At 71.8% G+C, this 14117-nt stretch carries 14 protein-coding genes; 9 read left to right on the forward strand and 5 right to left on the reverse strand.

Features of this window, described 5'->3' with window-relative positions:
- The first annotated feature begins 18 nt into the window (after positions 1-18).
- The gene (locus F563_RS0115575; RefSeq protein ID WP_281169541.1) at positions 19-969 is read left to right on the forward strand and encodes an ABC transporter ATP-binding protein; all 951 of its coding nucleotides are present in this window, start codon (positions 19-21) and stop codon (positions 967-969) included.
- Between the two features lie 18 nt (positions 970-987).
- Here the strand turns inward: F563_RS0115575 and F563_RS24910 are convergent, their stop codons facing one another.
- The 3 genes from F563_RS24910 to purM are packed head-to-tail and all read right to left on the reverse strand — an operon-like array spanning position 988 to position 2868.
- Positions 988-1146 (reverse strand): aa3-type cytochrome c oxidase subunit IV, encoded by a 159-nt coding sequence (locus F563_RS24910; protein ID WP_019015617.1) that lies wholly within the window; start codon positions 1144-1146, stop codon positions 988-990.
- Between the two features lie 28 nt (positions 1147-1174).
- Positions 1175-1813 carry a phosphoribosylglycinamide formyltransferase gene (purN, locus tag F563_RS0115585; RefSeq protein ID WP_019015618.1) on the reverse strand — a complete coding sequence of 213 codons (639 nt, stop codon included), beginning with the start codon at positions 1811-1813 and terminating at the stop codon, positions 1175-1177.
- Positions 1810-2868, reverse strand: a complete 1059-nt coding sequence (gene purM, locus F563_RS0115590; protein ID WP_026299633.1) for a phosphoribosylformylglycinamidine cyclo-ligase — start codon at positions 2866-2868, stop codon at positions 1810-1812. The genes purN and purM overlap by 4 nt, the downstream gene beginning before the upstream one ends.
- A 78-nt stretch (positions 2869-2946) precedes the next feature.
- On the opposite strand from purM, the gene F563_RS0115595 reads away from it, so the two are divergent.
- The 6 genes from F563_RS0115595 to F563_RS0115620 all read left to right on the forward strand — a co-directional run bounded on the left by F563_RS0115595 (position 2947) and on the right by F563_RS0115620 (position 9733).
- Entirely contained in the window at positions 2947-3579 is a 633-nt protein-coding gene (locus F563_RS0115595) for a hypothetical protein (protein ID WP_162140598.1), read from the forward strand.
- A gap of 1 nt (position 3580) precedes the next feature.
- Positions 3581-4159, forward strand: a complete 579-nt coding sequence (locus F563_RS0115600; protein WP_156825206.1) for a CDP-alcohol phosphatidyltransferase family protein — start codon at positions 3581-3583, stop codon at positions 4157-4159.
- Positions 4156-5253, forward strand: coding sequence for an AI-2E family transporter (locus F563_RS0115605; protein WP_019015622.1), 1098 nt, complete (start codon positions 4156-4158; stop codon positions 5251-5253). Before F563_RS0115600 ends, F563_RS0115605 begins: the two co-directional genes overlap by 4 nt.
- Positions 5250-5945 carry an HdaA/DnaA family protein gene (locus F563_RS0115610; RefSeq protein ID WP_019015623.1) on the forward strand — a complete coding sequence of 232 codons (696 nt, stop codon included), beginning with the start codon at positions 5250-5252 and terminating at the stop codon, positions 5943-5945. The genes F563_RS0115605 and F563_RS0115610 overlap by 4 nt, the downstream gene beginning before the upstream one ends.
- A gap of 66 nt (positions 5946-6011) precedes the next feature.
- The gene (locus tag F563_RS0115615) at positions 6012-8210 is read left to right on the forward strand and encodes an RNA degradosome polyphosphate kinase (RefSeq protein WP_019015624.1); all 2199 of its coding nucleotides are present in this window, start codon (positions 6012-6014) and stop codon (positions 8208-8210) included.
- Complete coding sequence (locus F563_RS0115620) at positions 8210-9733, forward strand: Ppx/GppA family phosphatase (protein ID WP_019015625.1); 1524 nt, start codon at positions 8210-8212, stop codon at positions 9731-9733. Before F563_RS0115615 ends, F563_RS0115620 begins: the two co-directional genes overlap by 1 nt.
- 45 nt (positions 9734-9778) lie before the next feature.
- On the opposite strand, the gene F563_RS0115625 is transcribed toward F563_RS0115620, so the two are convergent.
- Complete coding sequence (locus F563_RS0115625; RefSeq protein WP_019015626.1) at positions 9779-10051, reverse strand: hypothetical protein; 273 nt, start codon at positions 10049-10051, stop codon at positions 9779-9781.
- Positions 10052-10250: 199 nt separating this feature from the next.
- Between F563_RS0115625 and F563_RS0115630 the strand changes: the two genes are divergently transcribed.
- Positions 10251-11552: a hypothetical protein gene (locus tag F563_RS0115630; RefSeq protein ID WP_019015627.1), complete on the forward strand. Its 1302-nt coding sequence runs from the start codon at positions 10251-10253 to the stop codon at positions 11550-11552.
- Between the two features lie 53 nt (positions 11553-11605).
- Here the strand turns inward: F563_RS0115630 and rnd are convergent, their stop codons facing one another.
- Positions 11606-12790 (reverse strand): ribonuclease D, encoded by a 1185-nt coding sequence (gene rnd, locus F563_RS0115635; RefSeq protein WP_019015628.1) that lies wholly within the window; start codon positions 12788-12790, stop codon positions 11606-11608.
- 172 nt (positions 12791-12962) lie between these two features.
- Here rnd and F563_RS0115640 point away from each other — a divergent pair, with 172 nt between their 5' ends.
- A complete protein-coding gene (locus F563_RS0115640) occupies positions 12963-14105 on the forward strand; it encodes a GNAT family N-acetyltransferase (RefSeq protein WP_019015629.1) in 1143 nt (380 codons plus the stop codon).
- The last annotated feature ends 12 nt before the right edge of the window (positions 14106-14117 follow it).

Raw genomic sequence — 14117 nt, forward strand, 5'->3', positions numbered from 1 at the left:
CCCGGCCCCCTCCTGCGGGTGAAGGACCTCGTCAAGCGCTTCCCCGTGAAGGGCGGCATCCTGCGCCGCACGATCGACGAGGTGCATGCGGTCTCGGGCGTGACCTTCGACCTCGCCCCCGGCGAGACGCTCGGCGTGGTCGGCGAATCGGGCTGCGGCAAGTCCACCACCGGGCGCTGCATCCTGCGCCTGATCGAACCGACCGCGGGCGAGGTCTGGTTCGAGGGGAGGGACGTCACCGCGATGGACCGCAAGGCGCTCGGCGCGCTCCGGCGGGACATGCAGATCATCTTCCAGGACCCCTTCGCGTCGCTCAATCCGCGCATGACCGTGGGCGCGATCATCGGCGAGGCGCTGGTGATCCATCAGCTCGCGCGCGGGCGCGAGATCGAGGACCGGGTCGCCGAGCTGCTCGAGACCGTGGGCCTGAACGCGGATCACATGCGCCGCTTCCCGCACGAGTTCTCGGGCGGGCAGCGCCAGCGCATCGGCATCGCGCGCGCGCTCGCGGTCTCGCCCAAGCTGGTCGTCTGCGACGAGCCGGTCTCCGCGCTCGACGTCTCGATCCAGGCCCAGGTGGTGAACCTGCTGGAGGACCTCCAGGAGAAGTTCGGCCTCACCTACCTGTTCATCGCGCACGACCTCTCGGTGGTGGAGCACATCAGCGACCGCGTGGCGGTGATGTATCTGGGGCGGATCGTCGAGCTCGCCTCCTCGCGCGAGCTCTACACCACGCCGCTGCATCCCTACACCGAGGCGCTGCTCTCCGCGGTGCCGATCCCGGATCCGACGCTCAAGCGCACGCGCATCCGTCTTCAGGGCGATGTGCCGAGCCCGCTCAACCCGCCTTCAGGCTGCCATTTCCACACGCGCTGCCCGATCGCGAAGCAGGATCTCTGCTCGGTTGAGGTGCCCGAGCTGCGCGAGGCGCGGCCGGGCCACTGGGTCTCGTGTCACCTGCGCGGCTGAGCCGCGCGATGCGGGCGATCAGACCAGGAAGATCGCCATCAGGATCAGCAGCAGCACGATCCCGGCGATCGACCACACCGTGAAGGTGATGAAGTTGCCGTAGACGCGCTGGCGCGACTTGAGGAACTCCGCCTGCTTCGGATCATCCGCCATCACCGCCCCGCCGTGCTGCGCCATCGTCGCCCCTCGCTGTCGTCTCCGCCTTCTAGTCGCAGCCCGGCGCGCCCGGCAAGGGGTTGAACAGCACGGCCTCGCGCGGCGCCGGCCGGCCGCCGCCCCGGATGAAGGAGGCGAGGGCGGCGGGGTAGAGCACGTGCTCGGCCGCGAGCACACGCGCAGCCAGCGCGTCCGCATCGTCCCCCGGCAGCACCGGCACGGCCGCCTGGGCGAGGATCGGCCCCTCGTCGGTGCCCTCGGTGACGAGATGCACCGTGCAGCCATGCAGCGTCACCCCGGCGGCCAGCGCGCGCGCGTGCGTGTTGAGGCCCGGAAAGGCGGGCAGCAGGCTCGGGTGGATGTTCAGCATCCGCCCCTGCCACAGCCCGACCAGATAGGGGGTGAGCACGCGCATATACCCGGCGAGGCAGACGAGTTCCGCACCCGCACCGTGCAGCGCCGCCTGCACCGCCGCCTCGTGCGCCGCCCGGTCGCGGCCGAAGCGGCGGTGCTCGACCAGCGCGGTCGGCACGCCGGCGGCCTCCGCCGCCGCGAGCCCCGGCGCGCCGGCCACGTTCGACAGCACCAGCACGATCTCGGCCGGATAGCCGGGATCGGCGGCTGCGGCGAGCAGGGCGCGGAGGTTGCTGCCGCGGCCCGAGATCAGCACCGCGACGCGGCGCTTCATCCCGGCCAGCCCTCGGGCAGCGCGATGGTCACGCGCGCCGCGCCCGCACCCGCGCGCAGCACGCCGATCCGGTGCACGGTCTCGCCGGCCTCGCGCAGGATCGTCTCGGCCTCGTCCGCCCGCGCGGCTGCCACCACCGCCACCATGCCGATGCCGCAGTTGAACACCCGCAGCATCTCCTCCGGCGCGACGCCGCCCTGCCGCGCGAGCCAGGCGAACACCGGCGGCACGGGCCAGGACGACGCGTCAAGTGCCGCCTCGATGCCCGCGGGCAGCGCGCGCGGCAGGTTGCCCGGCAGGCCGCCGCCCGTGATGTGCGCCGCCGCCTTGAGCAGCCCGGCCCGGTGCAGCGCGAGCAGGCTCGCCACATAGATCCGCGTCGGCGCGAGCAGCGCCTCGCCGAGCCGCGCCCCCGCCTGCCAGGGGCAGGGCGCCTGCCAGCGCGCCGCGTCGCCGCCGGCGATCCGCCGCACCAGCGAGAATCCGTTCGAATGCACGCCCGTCGAGGCGAGGCCCAGCAGCACGTCGCCGGCGCCCACATCGTCGCGCGGCAACAGCCGCCCGCGCTCGGCCGCGCCGACCGCGAAACCCGCGAGATCGTAGTCGCCGCCGCGATACATGCCCGGCATCTCGGCGGTCTCGCCGCCGATCAGCGCGCAGCCGGCGATCCGGCAGCCCTCGGCGATGCCGGCGATCACATGCGCCGCCTCGTCCACCTCCAGCCTGCCGGTGGCGAAGTAGTCGAGGAAGAACAGCGGCTCCGCGCCCTGCACCACCAGGTCGTTCACGCACATCGCGACGAGATCGATGCCGACCGTCTCGTGGTGCCCGGTCTCGATCGCGATGCGCAGCTTGGTGCCGACCCCGTCGGTGCTCGCGACCAGCACCGGATCGGCGTAGCCGGCGGCGCGCAGGTCGAACAGCGCGCCGAAGCCGCCGATGCCGCCCATGACGCCGGCCCGGGCGGTGGCGCGGGCGAGCGGCTTGATCCGCTCGACCAGCGCGTCGCCGGCGTCGATGTCCACCCCGGCGTCGCGATAGCTCAGGCTTGGTATGGCGGCCTCCGATCGGCTAAGGGAACCCCTGCCGCGTGCCCGTGCCGGGACTGCGCGGCAACACGTCTGGGGGGAGAGGTGGCGAGAATAGACCGCCTGCGGCGGGGTGCGGCAATCGGGGTTTTCGCGGCCCTGCTCGGCGTGCCCCTGGGCGGCCGGCCGGCGGTGGCGCAGGGCGGCTTCGTCATCCGCGACATTCCCGTCGAGGCCAGCGGGCCGAGCCCGATGGCCGCGCGCGAGATCGCCCATCGCGAGGGCTTCCGCCTCGCCTGGCGGCGCCTGCTCGAGGCCGAGGCGCCGGACCAGGTGGCGCGGCTCGCCGATCTGCCCGACAGCGAGCTCGACCGCCTGGTCGAGAGCTTCGAGATCGACCGCGAGCACGTCACCACCACGCGCTACAGCGCGGCGATGACCGTGATCTTCCGTCCTGCCCAGGTGCGCGCGCTGCTGGCGCGCGGCGGCGCGGGGCCGGCGCAGATCGAGGCGGTCGCGGTGTTCGCCTCGCTCGCCGAGTGGACCGAGATCCGCCGCCGTCTCGCCGCCAGTCCCGCCGTATCGGCCGTCGAGCTGCGCGGACTTTCGGCCAATGCCGCAAGGCTCGGCCTGACGCTCACCGCAGGCCCCGAGCGCGCCGTCGCCTCGCTCGCCGCGTCCGGCCTCGTGCTCGCGCGCGAGCCCGAAGGCTGGCGCCTCTCGCGCCGCGCGGACTGACATGCAGACGGCCCTGCCCGGTCCGGACGATCGGGACGCGATGATCACCCTGCCCAATCTCATCACGCTGGCGCGCCTGTTCGCCGTGCCGCTGGCGGTCTGGCTCATCCTCCAGCGCGAGATGGATCTGGCGTTCTGGCTGTTCGTCGCCGCCGGCATCTCCGATGCGGTCGACGGCTTCATCGCCAAGCGCTTCGATGCGCGCAGCCAGGTCGGCGCCGTGCTCGACCCGGTCGCCGACAAGGCCTTGCTGGTCAGCGTCTATGTCACCCTCGGCGCCACCGGGTTCCTGCCCTCCTGGCTCGTCATCCTCGTGGTGTTCCGCGACGTGCTGATCGTCGGCGGCGTGCTGACGCTCTATGTTCTCGGCCAGGAGCCGGCGATCCGGCCGCTGTTCGTCAGCAAGGCGAATACCGCGATGCAGATCCTGCTCGCCGCCGCGGTGCTGCTGAATGCCGCCTATGGCGTGCCCGCGTCCGGCGTCGTCGCCGCGCTGCTGTGGATCACCGCGGCGACGACCTTCGCCTCGGGCGCGGCCTATGTCGCGCGCTGGGTGCGGGGCGGCGGGGCGAGCGGATGAGCGAGGCCGCACCCGCCGCGAACGGCAACGGCCGCCGCCAGCGGCTGTTCCTGATCCTGGGCGCGCTTGCCGGCTTCGCGCTCGCGCTGCACCTGTTCGCCTCGATCCTGCTGCCCTTCGTGCTCGGCGCGCTGATCGCCTATCTGCTCGATCCGCTGGCCGACCGGCTGGAGGCGATCGGCGCGCCGCGCAGCCTCGCCGCGGTGCTGCTGGTGGTGGCGATGCTGGCGCTGATCGTCGCCTTCTTCCTGCTGCTCTACCCGCTGATCCTCGCCCAGCTCACGATCCTGATCTCGCTCGTGCCGCAGTACATCCGCGCGGTCAGCGAACTCATCCAGGAATCGCTGCTCTGGCTGGAGGAGCGGCTCGGCCCCGAATTCGTCGATCAGCGCCTGCGCCAGCTCGCGCTCAACCAGGTGAACACGATGCTGGCCTGGGTGACCGGGGCGATCGCCTCGGTGGTGGGCGGGGGCGTGCAGCTCTTCAACGTGCTGATGGTCGTGGTCGTGACGCCGATCGTCGCGTTCTACCTGCTGCGCGACTGGCCGAAGATGGTAACGAGCGTCGATTCCTGGGTGCCGCGCCGCTACGTCAGCACCGTTCGCGAGATCGCGCGGGAGATCGACCGCATCCTCTCGGCCTGGGTGCGCGGCCAGGCGCTGGTCTGCCTGATCTTCGCCGTGTTCTACGCCGTCGCGCTCACCGCCGCCGGGCTCCAGCTCGGCCTGATCGTCGGGCTGACGGCAGGGCTGATCTCGTTCATCCCCTATGTCGGCACCCTGACCGGCTTCGTCATCAGCGTCGGCATGGCGATGGCCCAGTTCACCGACTGGCGCGATGTCGCGCTGATCGCCGGCATCTTCGTGTTCGGCAACATCATCGAGGGCTACGTGATCTATCCGCGCCTGCTCGGCGAGCGCGTCGAGCTGCACGCGGTCTGGATCCTGTTCGCGCTGTTCGCCGGTGGCGCGGTGCTCGGCTTCATCGGCGTGCTGCTCGCCGTGCCGATCGCCGCCGCGATCGGCGTGGTGGCGCGCTACTGGCTGAAGCGCTACCGCGCGAGCCCGCTCTATCTCGACGAAGGCGGCCCGTGACCGGGTCCGGCCAGCTCGCCTTCGCCTTTCCCCCTTCGGTCTCCTACGCGGAGGCCGATTTCGTCCCGGGCGCCTGCTCGGACGAGGCGCGCGCCTGGATTGCGCGCTGGCCGGACTGGCCGTCCGGCCGGCTCGGGCTCTGGGGGCCGGAGGGGTCGGGCAAGAGCCACCTCGCGGCGATCTGGGCGACGCGCAGCGGTGCTGCGCGTCTGCCCGGCGCGGCGCTCGCGCGCGCGGAGGCGCCGACGCTGCTCGGCCCCGCGCGCCATGCCGCGATCGAGGACGCCGACCGGGCGGCCGGGAACCCGGAGGCGGAGCGGACGCTGTTCCACCTGCTGAACCTGCTCGCCGAGGCGGGCGGTACGGCCCTGCTGACCGGCCGTGCCGCGCCGGCGCGCTGGCCGGTCGTGCTGCCCGATCTGCGCTCCCGGCTCGCCGCCTCGGGCGCGGTGGCGATCGCGGCGCCGGACGAGAGGGTGCTCGCTGCGGTGCTCACCAAGGCACTGGCCGACCGACAGCTCGCGGTCGAGCCGGAGGTCGTCGCCTATCTGGTTTCCCGCCTGCCGCGCACCTTCGCGGCCATGCAGCAGGCGGCCGCGGCCCTCGATCGCGCCGCGCTCGCCGCCGGGCGGCGGATCACCCGGGCCCTCGCGGCCCGGCTGGTCGCCGCGGATGACAATCCCGGGTCGTAGCGGAGCGAACCCTCCCGCCGGCCCCCGGGGCTCCTGTATGGTGGGTCGCGCCTGGAGGAGAGCGGCATGAACGAACTGCGCGACGCGGTCCGCGAGGAGGCCGTCGCCGGCACACCGGCCCGCACGATCGGGCCGGGCGATCCCGAGCGCTTCATCAACCGCGAGCTGTCGTGGCTCGCCTTCAACACGCGCGTGCTCGAGGAGGCCGACAATCCCCGCCATCCCCTGCTGGAGCGGGTGCGGTTCATCTCGATCTCGGCCACCAACCTCGACGAGTTCTACTCCGTGCGCGTCGCCGGGCTGATGGGGCAGGCGGCCGCCGGGCTCACCGTCACCAGCCAGGACGGGCTGACGCCCGGCCAGCAGCTCGCCGCCATCCACCTCAAGGCGCAGGAGCTGATGGCCGAGCAGCAGCGGGTCTGGCGCGACCTGCGCGACGTCCTGCGCACGCAGGGCCTCGCCGTGATCGAGCCCGAGGAGCTGACCGAGGCCGACCGCGCCTGGCTCGATCAGTGGTTCATGGACCGGATCTTCCCGGTGCTCACCCCGCTCGCGATCGATCCCGCGCACCCGTTCCCGTTCATCCCCTCGATGGGCCTGGTGATGGTGCTGAAGCTGCAGCAGGACGAGGACGGCACGGTGATGCGGGCCTTGCTGCCGATTCCGGCCCAGCTCGACCGCTTCGTGCGCCTGCCGGAGGGGCCGGGCATCCGTTTCCTGCTGCTCGAGGACGTGATCGGGCTTTTCCTGGCCCGGCTGTTCCCGGGCTTCGCGCTCGCCGGCAAGGGCTGTTTCCGGCTGATCCGCGACAGCGACGTGGAGTTCGAGGAAGAGGCGGAGGATCTCGTCCGTTCCTACGAGACGGCGCTAAAGCGACGCCGCCGCGGCAACGTGATCCGGCTGTCGGTGAACAAGGCGATGCCGGCCGATCTGCTGGAGTTCGTCGCCGACGAACTCGATGCCCAGCGTGCCGAGATGTTCGTGATCGACGGCATCCTCGGTATCGGCGATCTGAAGCAGATCATCGTCGATGACCGGCCCGACCTGCTCTTCACGCCGTTCAGCGCGCGCTTCCCCGAGCGCATCCGCGATTTCGGCGGCGACTGCTTCGCCGCGATCCGTCACAAGGACATCGTCGTCCACCACCCCTACGAGTCCTTCGACGTCGTCGTGCAGTTCCTGCGCCAGGCCGCGCGCGATCCGAACGTGGTGGCGATCAAGCAGACGCTCTATCGCACCAGCCGCGACTCCCCGATCGTGCGCGCGCTGATCGAGGCGGCCGAGAACGGCAAGTCGGTCACCGCGATGGTGGAGCTGAAGGCGCGCTTCGACGAGGAGCAGAACATCCGCTGGGCGCGGGAGATGGAGGCGGCCGGGGTGCAGGTGGTCTACGGCTTTGTCGAGCTGAAGATCCACGCCAAGATCAGCCTGGTGGTGCGGCGCGAGGGCGGCGCGCTGCGCAGCTATGTCCATTACGGCACCGGCAACTACCACCCCTACACGGCGCGCGTGTACACCGATCTTTCGTTCTTCACCTGCGAACCGCGGCTGACGCGCGATGCCGCACGCGTGTTCAACTACATGACCGGCTATGCCCGGCCCGAGACCATGGATGCGATCTCCTTCGCGCCCATTACGCTGCGGCGCGACCTGATTGGGCTGATCGAGGCCGAGGCCGCGCATGCGCGCGCCGGAAGGCCGGCGACGATCTGGCTGAAGATGAACTCACTGGTGGATGGCGAGTTGATCGATGCGCTCTACCGCGCCTCGGCCGACGGGGTGACGATCGAGATCGTCTGCCGCGGCATCTGCTGCCTGCGTCCCGGCGTGCCGGGCCTCTCGGAGACGATCAGGGTGAAGTCGATCGTCGGCCGCTTCCTCGAACACGGGCGCATCTTCTGCTTCGGCAACGGTCATCCCATGCCCTCGCGCGAGGCCAAGGTGTTCATCTCCTCGGCGGACTGGATGGCGCGCAACATGGACTGGCGCGTCGAGGTGATGGTGCCCATCTTCAACGAAACCGTGCACGCGCAGATCCTCGACCAGATCATGGTGGTGAACCTGAAGGACGAGGCCCAGTCATGGCGGCTGGATGCGGACGGCAACTACCGGCGCGCCGCGGTGAGCGAAGGTGCCGTCTCGGCGCATGAGTACTTCATGACCAACCCGTCGCTGTCGGGCCGCGGCAGCGCGCTGCACGGGCCTGGCGCGGTGGCGGCCGGGCCCGCGCCGCGCGAGCGGCAGGACCGGGTCGCGCACGACTGATGGCCCTGCCGCGCCCGCTCAGCGAGACCGTTGCGATGCCGCGCCGGCTGGGCGTGGTCGATCTCGGCTCGAACTCGGTGCGGCTCGTCGTGTTCGAGGGCCTGACGCGCAACCCGCAGGTGGTGTTCAACGAGAAGTCGATCCTCGGCCTCGGCCGGGGCCTGCAGGCGAGCGGGCGGCTGAACGAGGAGGCGATCGGCGACTGCATCACCGTCCTCGAACGCTACGCGGTGGTCGCGGCGGCGATGCGCGCCGATCCGGTCGAGGTGCTGGCGACCGCGGCGGTGCGCGATGCGCTGAACGGCCCTGCCTTCGTGGAGATGCTGCGCCGCCGTTTTCCCGCGCTGCCGATCCGCGTGCTCGACGGCGACGAGGAGGCGCGGATCTCGGCCGAGGGCGTGCTCTGCGGTATTCCCGATGCGGCGGGCGTGCTGGGCGATCTCGGCGGCGGAAGTCTCGAAGTCGTGCGGATCGCCGAGGGGGTGGTTGCCGCCTCGGCCACGCTCAGGCTCGGCGTGATCCGGCTTGCCGAGCAATCGGGCGGCGACGTCCTGCGCGCGCGCGCGATCGCCGACGAGGCGCTGCGCACGGTGCCCTGGCTCGGCGAGGCGGCCGGGAGCGATCTCTATCTCGTCGGCGGGGCGTGGCGCGCGCTGGCGCGCATCCATATCGGCCAGACCGGCTATCCGCTCCAGGTCGTGCATCACTACACGCTGGCGCGCGAGGAGGCGCGCGACCTCACCGGCGTGATCACCAATCTCTCCAGGAAGACGCTGGAACGGATTCAGGGCGTTTCGCGCAAGCGCCTGGAGACGCTGCCCTTCGCGGCGGTGCTGCTGCGCCGGCTGCTGCGCGCCACCCAGGCGCGGCGCGTGGTGTTCAGCGCGAGCGGGCTGCGCGAGGGCTGGTATGCGCGGCATCTGCCCCCGGCGGTGCGCGCCGAGGATCCGGTGATCGCCGCGGGCCAGGACCTCTGCCGCCGCTTCAGCCGCAGCGAGGACCTGCCGCCGGCGCTGATCGGCTGGACCGCGCCGTTGTTCCCTGACGAGACCCCGGCGCTCGCCCGGCTCCGCGAGACCGCCTGCTGGGTCGGCGACATCGGCGCGCACGAGCACCCCGACTACAAGGCCGAGCAGGCCTTCCTGCGCCTGATGCGCCAGCCCGGCATCGGCCTCGACCATCACGCGCGCGCCTTCCTCGCGCTGACGCTGGCGATGCGGCACGAGGCGCATCCGCTCGCCCCATGGCTGCAACCGGCGCGCACGCTGCTCGACGTCGCCTCGGCCAAGCGCGCCGAGACCTTGGGGGCGGCGCTCAGGCTCGCCTTCACGCTCTCGGGCGGCACGGCGACGCTGCTCGGCCTCACCTCGCTGCGGCTGGAGCAGCAGCGCCTGGTGCTGAGGCTCGCGCGCTCGGGCGGGGTGTTCGCCGGGGAGAGCGTCTGGCGCAGGCTGGAGCGGCTGGCCGAGGCGTTGGGCCGCGAGCCCGCGACCGAGATCGCGCCGGAGGAAGCCGCAGCCTGAGCCGTCCGCACGGCGGTCAGGCGGGGTGGCCGGCCCGTGCGCGCATCACGGCAAGAGCAGTCCCGACCGGATGCGCAGCATCAGCGGCCATTGGATCACAAGCACGAGCCCCGTGAGCCCGCCCGCGAGTGCCGCGACGGCGGGCAGCGCCGCCTTCTCGGCGATCGCGCCGTCGCGGGCGAGCAGGTCGATCACCTCGGGCAGCGCGCACAGCGCGAGCGCGAGCACCACCGGCGAGACCTCGTCATGGAGGTGAAGCACGCCGTCGGCGAGCCGGTACTCCGCCGCGACCGGCGCGCTGCCGATAGTGCCGCGCACGGTGCGACGCTTCCTGGGGCAGTCTTGCCGGTTGGCTGACCAGCCTTCATCCCAGGCATGGCGGGGCGCTCGGCGAAGCCCACGGGCGCCGGTGCCATGCCACGCGCCGGTTGCGCTGGTGTGAGGTTCCGCACTCGCATCTGATTGCATGCAGGCGTAAGGTTGTCGGCAGGACCGATCCGGTCCGCGGAGACGTGTCATGCCTGATGACCAGACCGCCCGCACCCCGACGCGCGAGGAGTCCGTGCCCCCGGCGCTGCTGGCGATGGTCCGGCGCGCGGTCGATGATCTCGAAACCCTGCTCAACACGCTCTCGGCGCGCAGCGACAAGACGCTTGCCCAGATCGTCGAGCGCGCGGCCGCGAAGGAGGATCCGCTGCTGGCGAGTGCGGCGGCCTTCACGCATCGCTGTGCGGAGATCATGGCGACACCGCCCGAGACGATCGCACGGCGAACCGATCTGCTCGCCGATCTGATCCGCGCGCGCGACCTCCTCAACACGGCGTCCTGGCCGGCCACCGCCGACACGTTCCGCCTGACCGCGTTCTATACCGGCAAGCGCCGGCTCGACGAGGAGAACGGCACCGCGGCGATGTTCCGCGACGATGCCCGCGCGATGACGTCCACCCGCTGGACCATGCGCGCGATCGCGGTCGTCGCGCTTGTGGCGCTCACCTACACCATCATGCTCTCGGCCGCGGCCCTGAACGGCCGCTCGACGGTCGCCGACAACCGGGCGATCCGCGCCGATCTCGACAACACCGCCGAGATGATCGCCCGGCTCGCCGCGCCCGCCCTCGGCGTTGCGTTCCCGGATGCGATCGTCGGGGAGGCGACGCGCGACCTGCGCGTGCGCCCCTGCGACGCACGGGTACCGGTGCTGGTGCGTGCAGGCTCCACCCCCGTGGAGGTGATCGCGTTCCGCGACCCCGACCATGTCGGCGTGTGCGACCGCTACAACGACCGGCTGCGCCAGTTGCAGATCAACGAGGCGCAGATCCTCGACTGGAACCGCTGGGTGGACCGGCTGTTCTTCGGCATCCGCCCGCGCGTCACCCCGCAGACGCAGATCGGCGCGGCGGAGCCGGAGCGCGTGCTGGCCGTGAGCGAGCGGGCGGTCTCGGCGCGCGTGGACGATATCGCCGCGATGCTGCTGCCACTCTATGGCTTCATCGGCGCGGCCGCCTTCGTGTTCCGCCGGCTGATGCAGAAGGTGCAGGCGGCGGAACTCGATGCCACCGAGGTGCGCCAGGCGATCATCCGGCTGGCCCTGGGCACGATCCTCGGCGGCGTGATCGGCCTGTTCTTCGGTCCCGATGGCGCAGCGCTGGCCGGGGACGGGCTGCCGATCAAGGCCCTCGGGCTGTCGGCGTTGGCGCTGCTGGCGGGCTATGCGGTCGAACTCGTTTTCACCTTCTTCGACTTCATCATCCGCGCCCTGTTCACGCCGCTGAAGACCGGGGCGCAGCCGGGACAACCCGCCGGGCAGGCCGCGCGCTGACGGCGCGCCGATGAGCGGGTGAGGGACGACGCTCGTCCCCCAAACACCCGGCACTACCCGAGCGGCACCAGCCTGATCCGCCGGCCCTGCGCCGCAAGCGCGACGCGGCCGGCCTTCAAGGCGAGTGCGTCCTCGCCGAACACACGGCGCCGCCAGCCATGCAGCGCGGGGATGTCGGGTGAATCCTCGCCCGCCAGGCGATCGATGTCCTCCGACGAGGCGACGAGCTTTTGCGCCACGTGGTGCTCGTCGCACTTCGCCGCCAGCAGCACCTTGAGCAACGCCACCAGCGCCGGGCTGGGCCGCGCGCCATTGCCGCGCTCCGGCGCCTCGGGCAGCGCGCTCTCGGGCAGCGCCTTGGCCTCGGCGATCGCGGCGAGCAACGCCGCCCCCGCCTTGCCCTCGGCCACGGACCGCGGGAAGCCGCGCGCGCGGGCGAGCTGCGCCGCATCGCCCGGCGCCTGCGCGGCGATTTCCAGGAGCGTCTCGTCCTTCACCAGGCGCTGGCGCGGGATGTTGATGCGCTGCGCCTCGCGCTCCCGCCAGGCCGCGACCGCGCGCAGCACGGCGAGGAAGCGGCGATTGCCGCTGCGGCTCCTCAGCCTGATCCAGGCCTCCTCGGGATCGACGCGATAGGTCGCGGGATCGGCGAGCGCCGCCATCTCCTCCGCCACCCACTCGAGCCGGCCCTCGCGCTCCAGCCGCGCGCGCAGCTTCACATACACCTTGCGCAGATGCGTCACGTCGGCCGCGGCATAGGCGATCTGCTGCGCCGAGAGCGGCCGGGCCGACCAGTCGCTGAAGCGGAACGCCTTGTCGATCGAGGCGCCCGCGAGCGCGCCGACCAGGGCGTCGTAGCCGACCTGGTCGCCGAAGCCGGCCACCATCGCCGCGATCTGGGTGTCGAACAGCGGGCTCGGCACGCGGCCCGTGCGCAGCACGAAGATCTCGATGTCCTGCCGCGCGGCGTGGAACACCTTGGTGACGGCCGTGTTGTCGAACAGCGCGTAGAGCGGCGCGAGGTCGAGACCCGGCGCCTGGGCGTCGATCACCGCGACGTCCTCGGGACCCGCGATCTGCACCACGCAGAGTTCGGGCCAGTAGGTGCGTTCGCGCATGAACTCGGTATCGACGGTGACGAACTCGGCCGATGCGAGTCGGGCGCAGAGCGCGGCGAGGGCCTCGGTGGTCTCGATCAGGACGGGCGGGGGCAGGGCCGCTCTGGCGGGGGCGTTCATTGGGCCTCGCTTCTACACGCGGGGGCGCCCCACACCAAGCGCCACGGGGATGGGCTGGTCGGATGGGCTGCGGGGCATGGCCATTGGCCCCGCTGCGGATTCCCCTGTCGGGCGGGGGCATCTGCATCGAGGGGTCTTGGGGAAGCCCGCGCGTTTCCCAAATCCTGGGCTGATGTCCTCGCTCTCCCTCCACGCGCGGATCGCCGACATCGCCTCCGGCGACTGGGATGCCTGCGCAGGCGACGACAACCCGTTCGTCTCCCACGCCTTCCTCTCGGCGCTGGAGGACAGCGGCTCGGCCTCGGCGCGCACCGGCTGGCTGCCGCAGCACGCGGTCCTGCGCGACGACACCGGCGCGATCGTCGGCGCAGCACCGCTCTACGCGAAGTCGCACTCCTACGGCGAATACGTGTTCGATCACGGCTGGGCCGACGCGTTCGAACGGGCCGGTGGCCGCTACTACCCGAAACTGCAATGCGCCGTGCCGTTCAGCCCGGTCCCCGGCCCGCGCCTGCTCGCCCGAACACCCGTTCACCGGGACGCGCTCGTCTCCGCGCTCGTCCGCGCCGGCGAGGATCTGGACGTCTCCTCGGTGCACGTCACGTTCTGCTCCGGCGATGAACAGGACGCGCTCGGTGCCCAGGGCTTCCTGAAGCGGGTCGGCATGCAGTTCCACTGGTCGAATGACGGCTACGGCACGTTCGACGACTTCCTGGCCACGCTCGCCAGCCGCAAGCGCAAGGTGATCCGCAAGGAGCGCGCCCGTGCCGCAGAGGGTCTCTGCATCCGCCCGCTGCGCGGGGCCGAGATCACCGCACGGCACTGGGACGTGTTCCACCGCTTCTATCTCGCAACAGTCGACAAGCGCTGGGGGCAGGCGTACCTGACGCGCCGGTTCTGGCCGCTGCTGGGCGAGCGTCTCGGCGACCGCGTGGTGCTGATGTGGGCCGAGGAACCGGACGGCACGCCGGTCGCCGGCGCGCTCAATCTGCTCGGCCGCGACGCGCTCTACGGCCGCAACTGGGGGGCAGCGCGGGAGGTGCCGTTCCTGCATTTCGAGCTCTGCTACTACCAGGCGATCGCGTTCGCGATCGCGCATGGCATCCCGCGCGTCGAGGCCGGGGCGCAGGGTCAGCACAAGGTGAGCCGCGGGTATCTGCCGGTGCCGACCCATTCGGCACACTGGATCGCGCATGAGGGCCTGCGCGAGGCGGTCGGCGCGTTCCTGGCGCGGGAACGTCCGGCGGTGCTGCGCCAGATCGAGGCGATCGCGGAGGAGGCGAGCCCCTACCGCGAGGTCGCGGCGCAGGATTGATCCCGGCCTCGG

The sequence above is a fragment of the Elioraea tepidiphila DSM 17972 genome (assembly GCF_000378465.1).
Classification (GTDB): Bacteria; Pseudomonadota; Alphaproteobacteria; order Acetobacterales; family Acetobacteraceae; genus Elioraea; species Elioraea tepidiphila.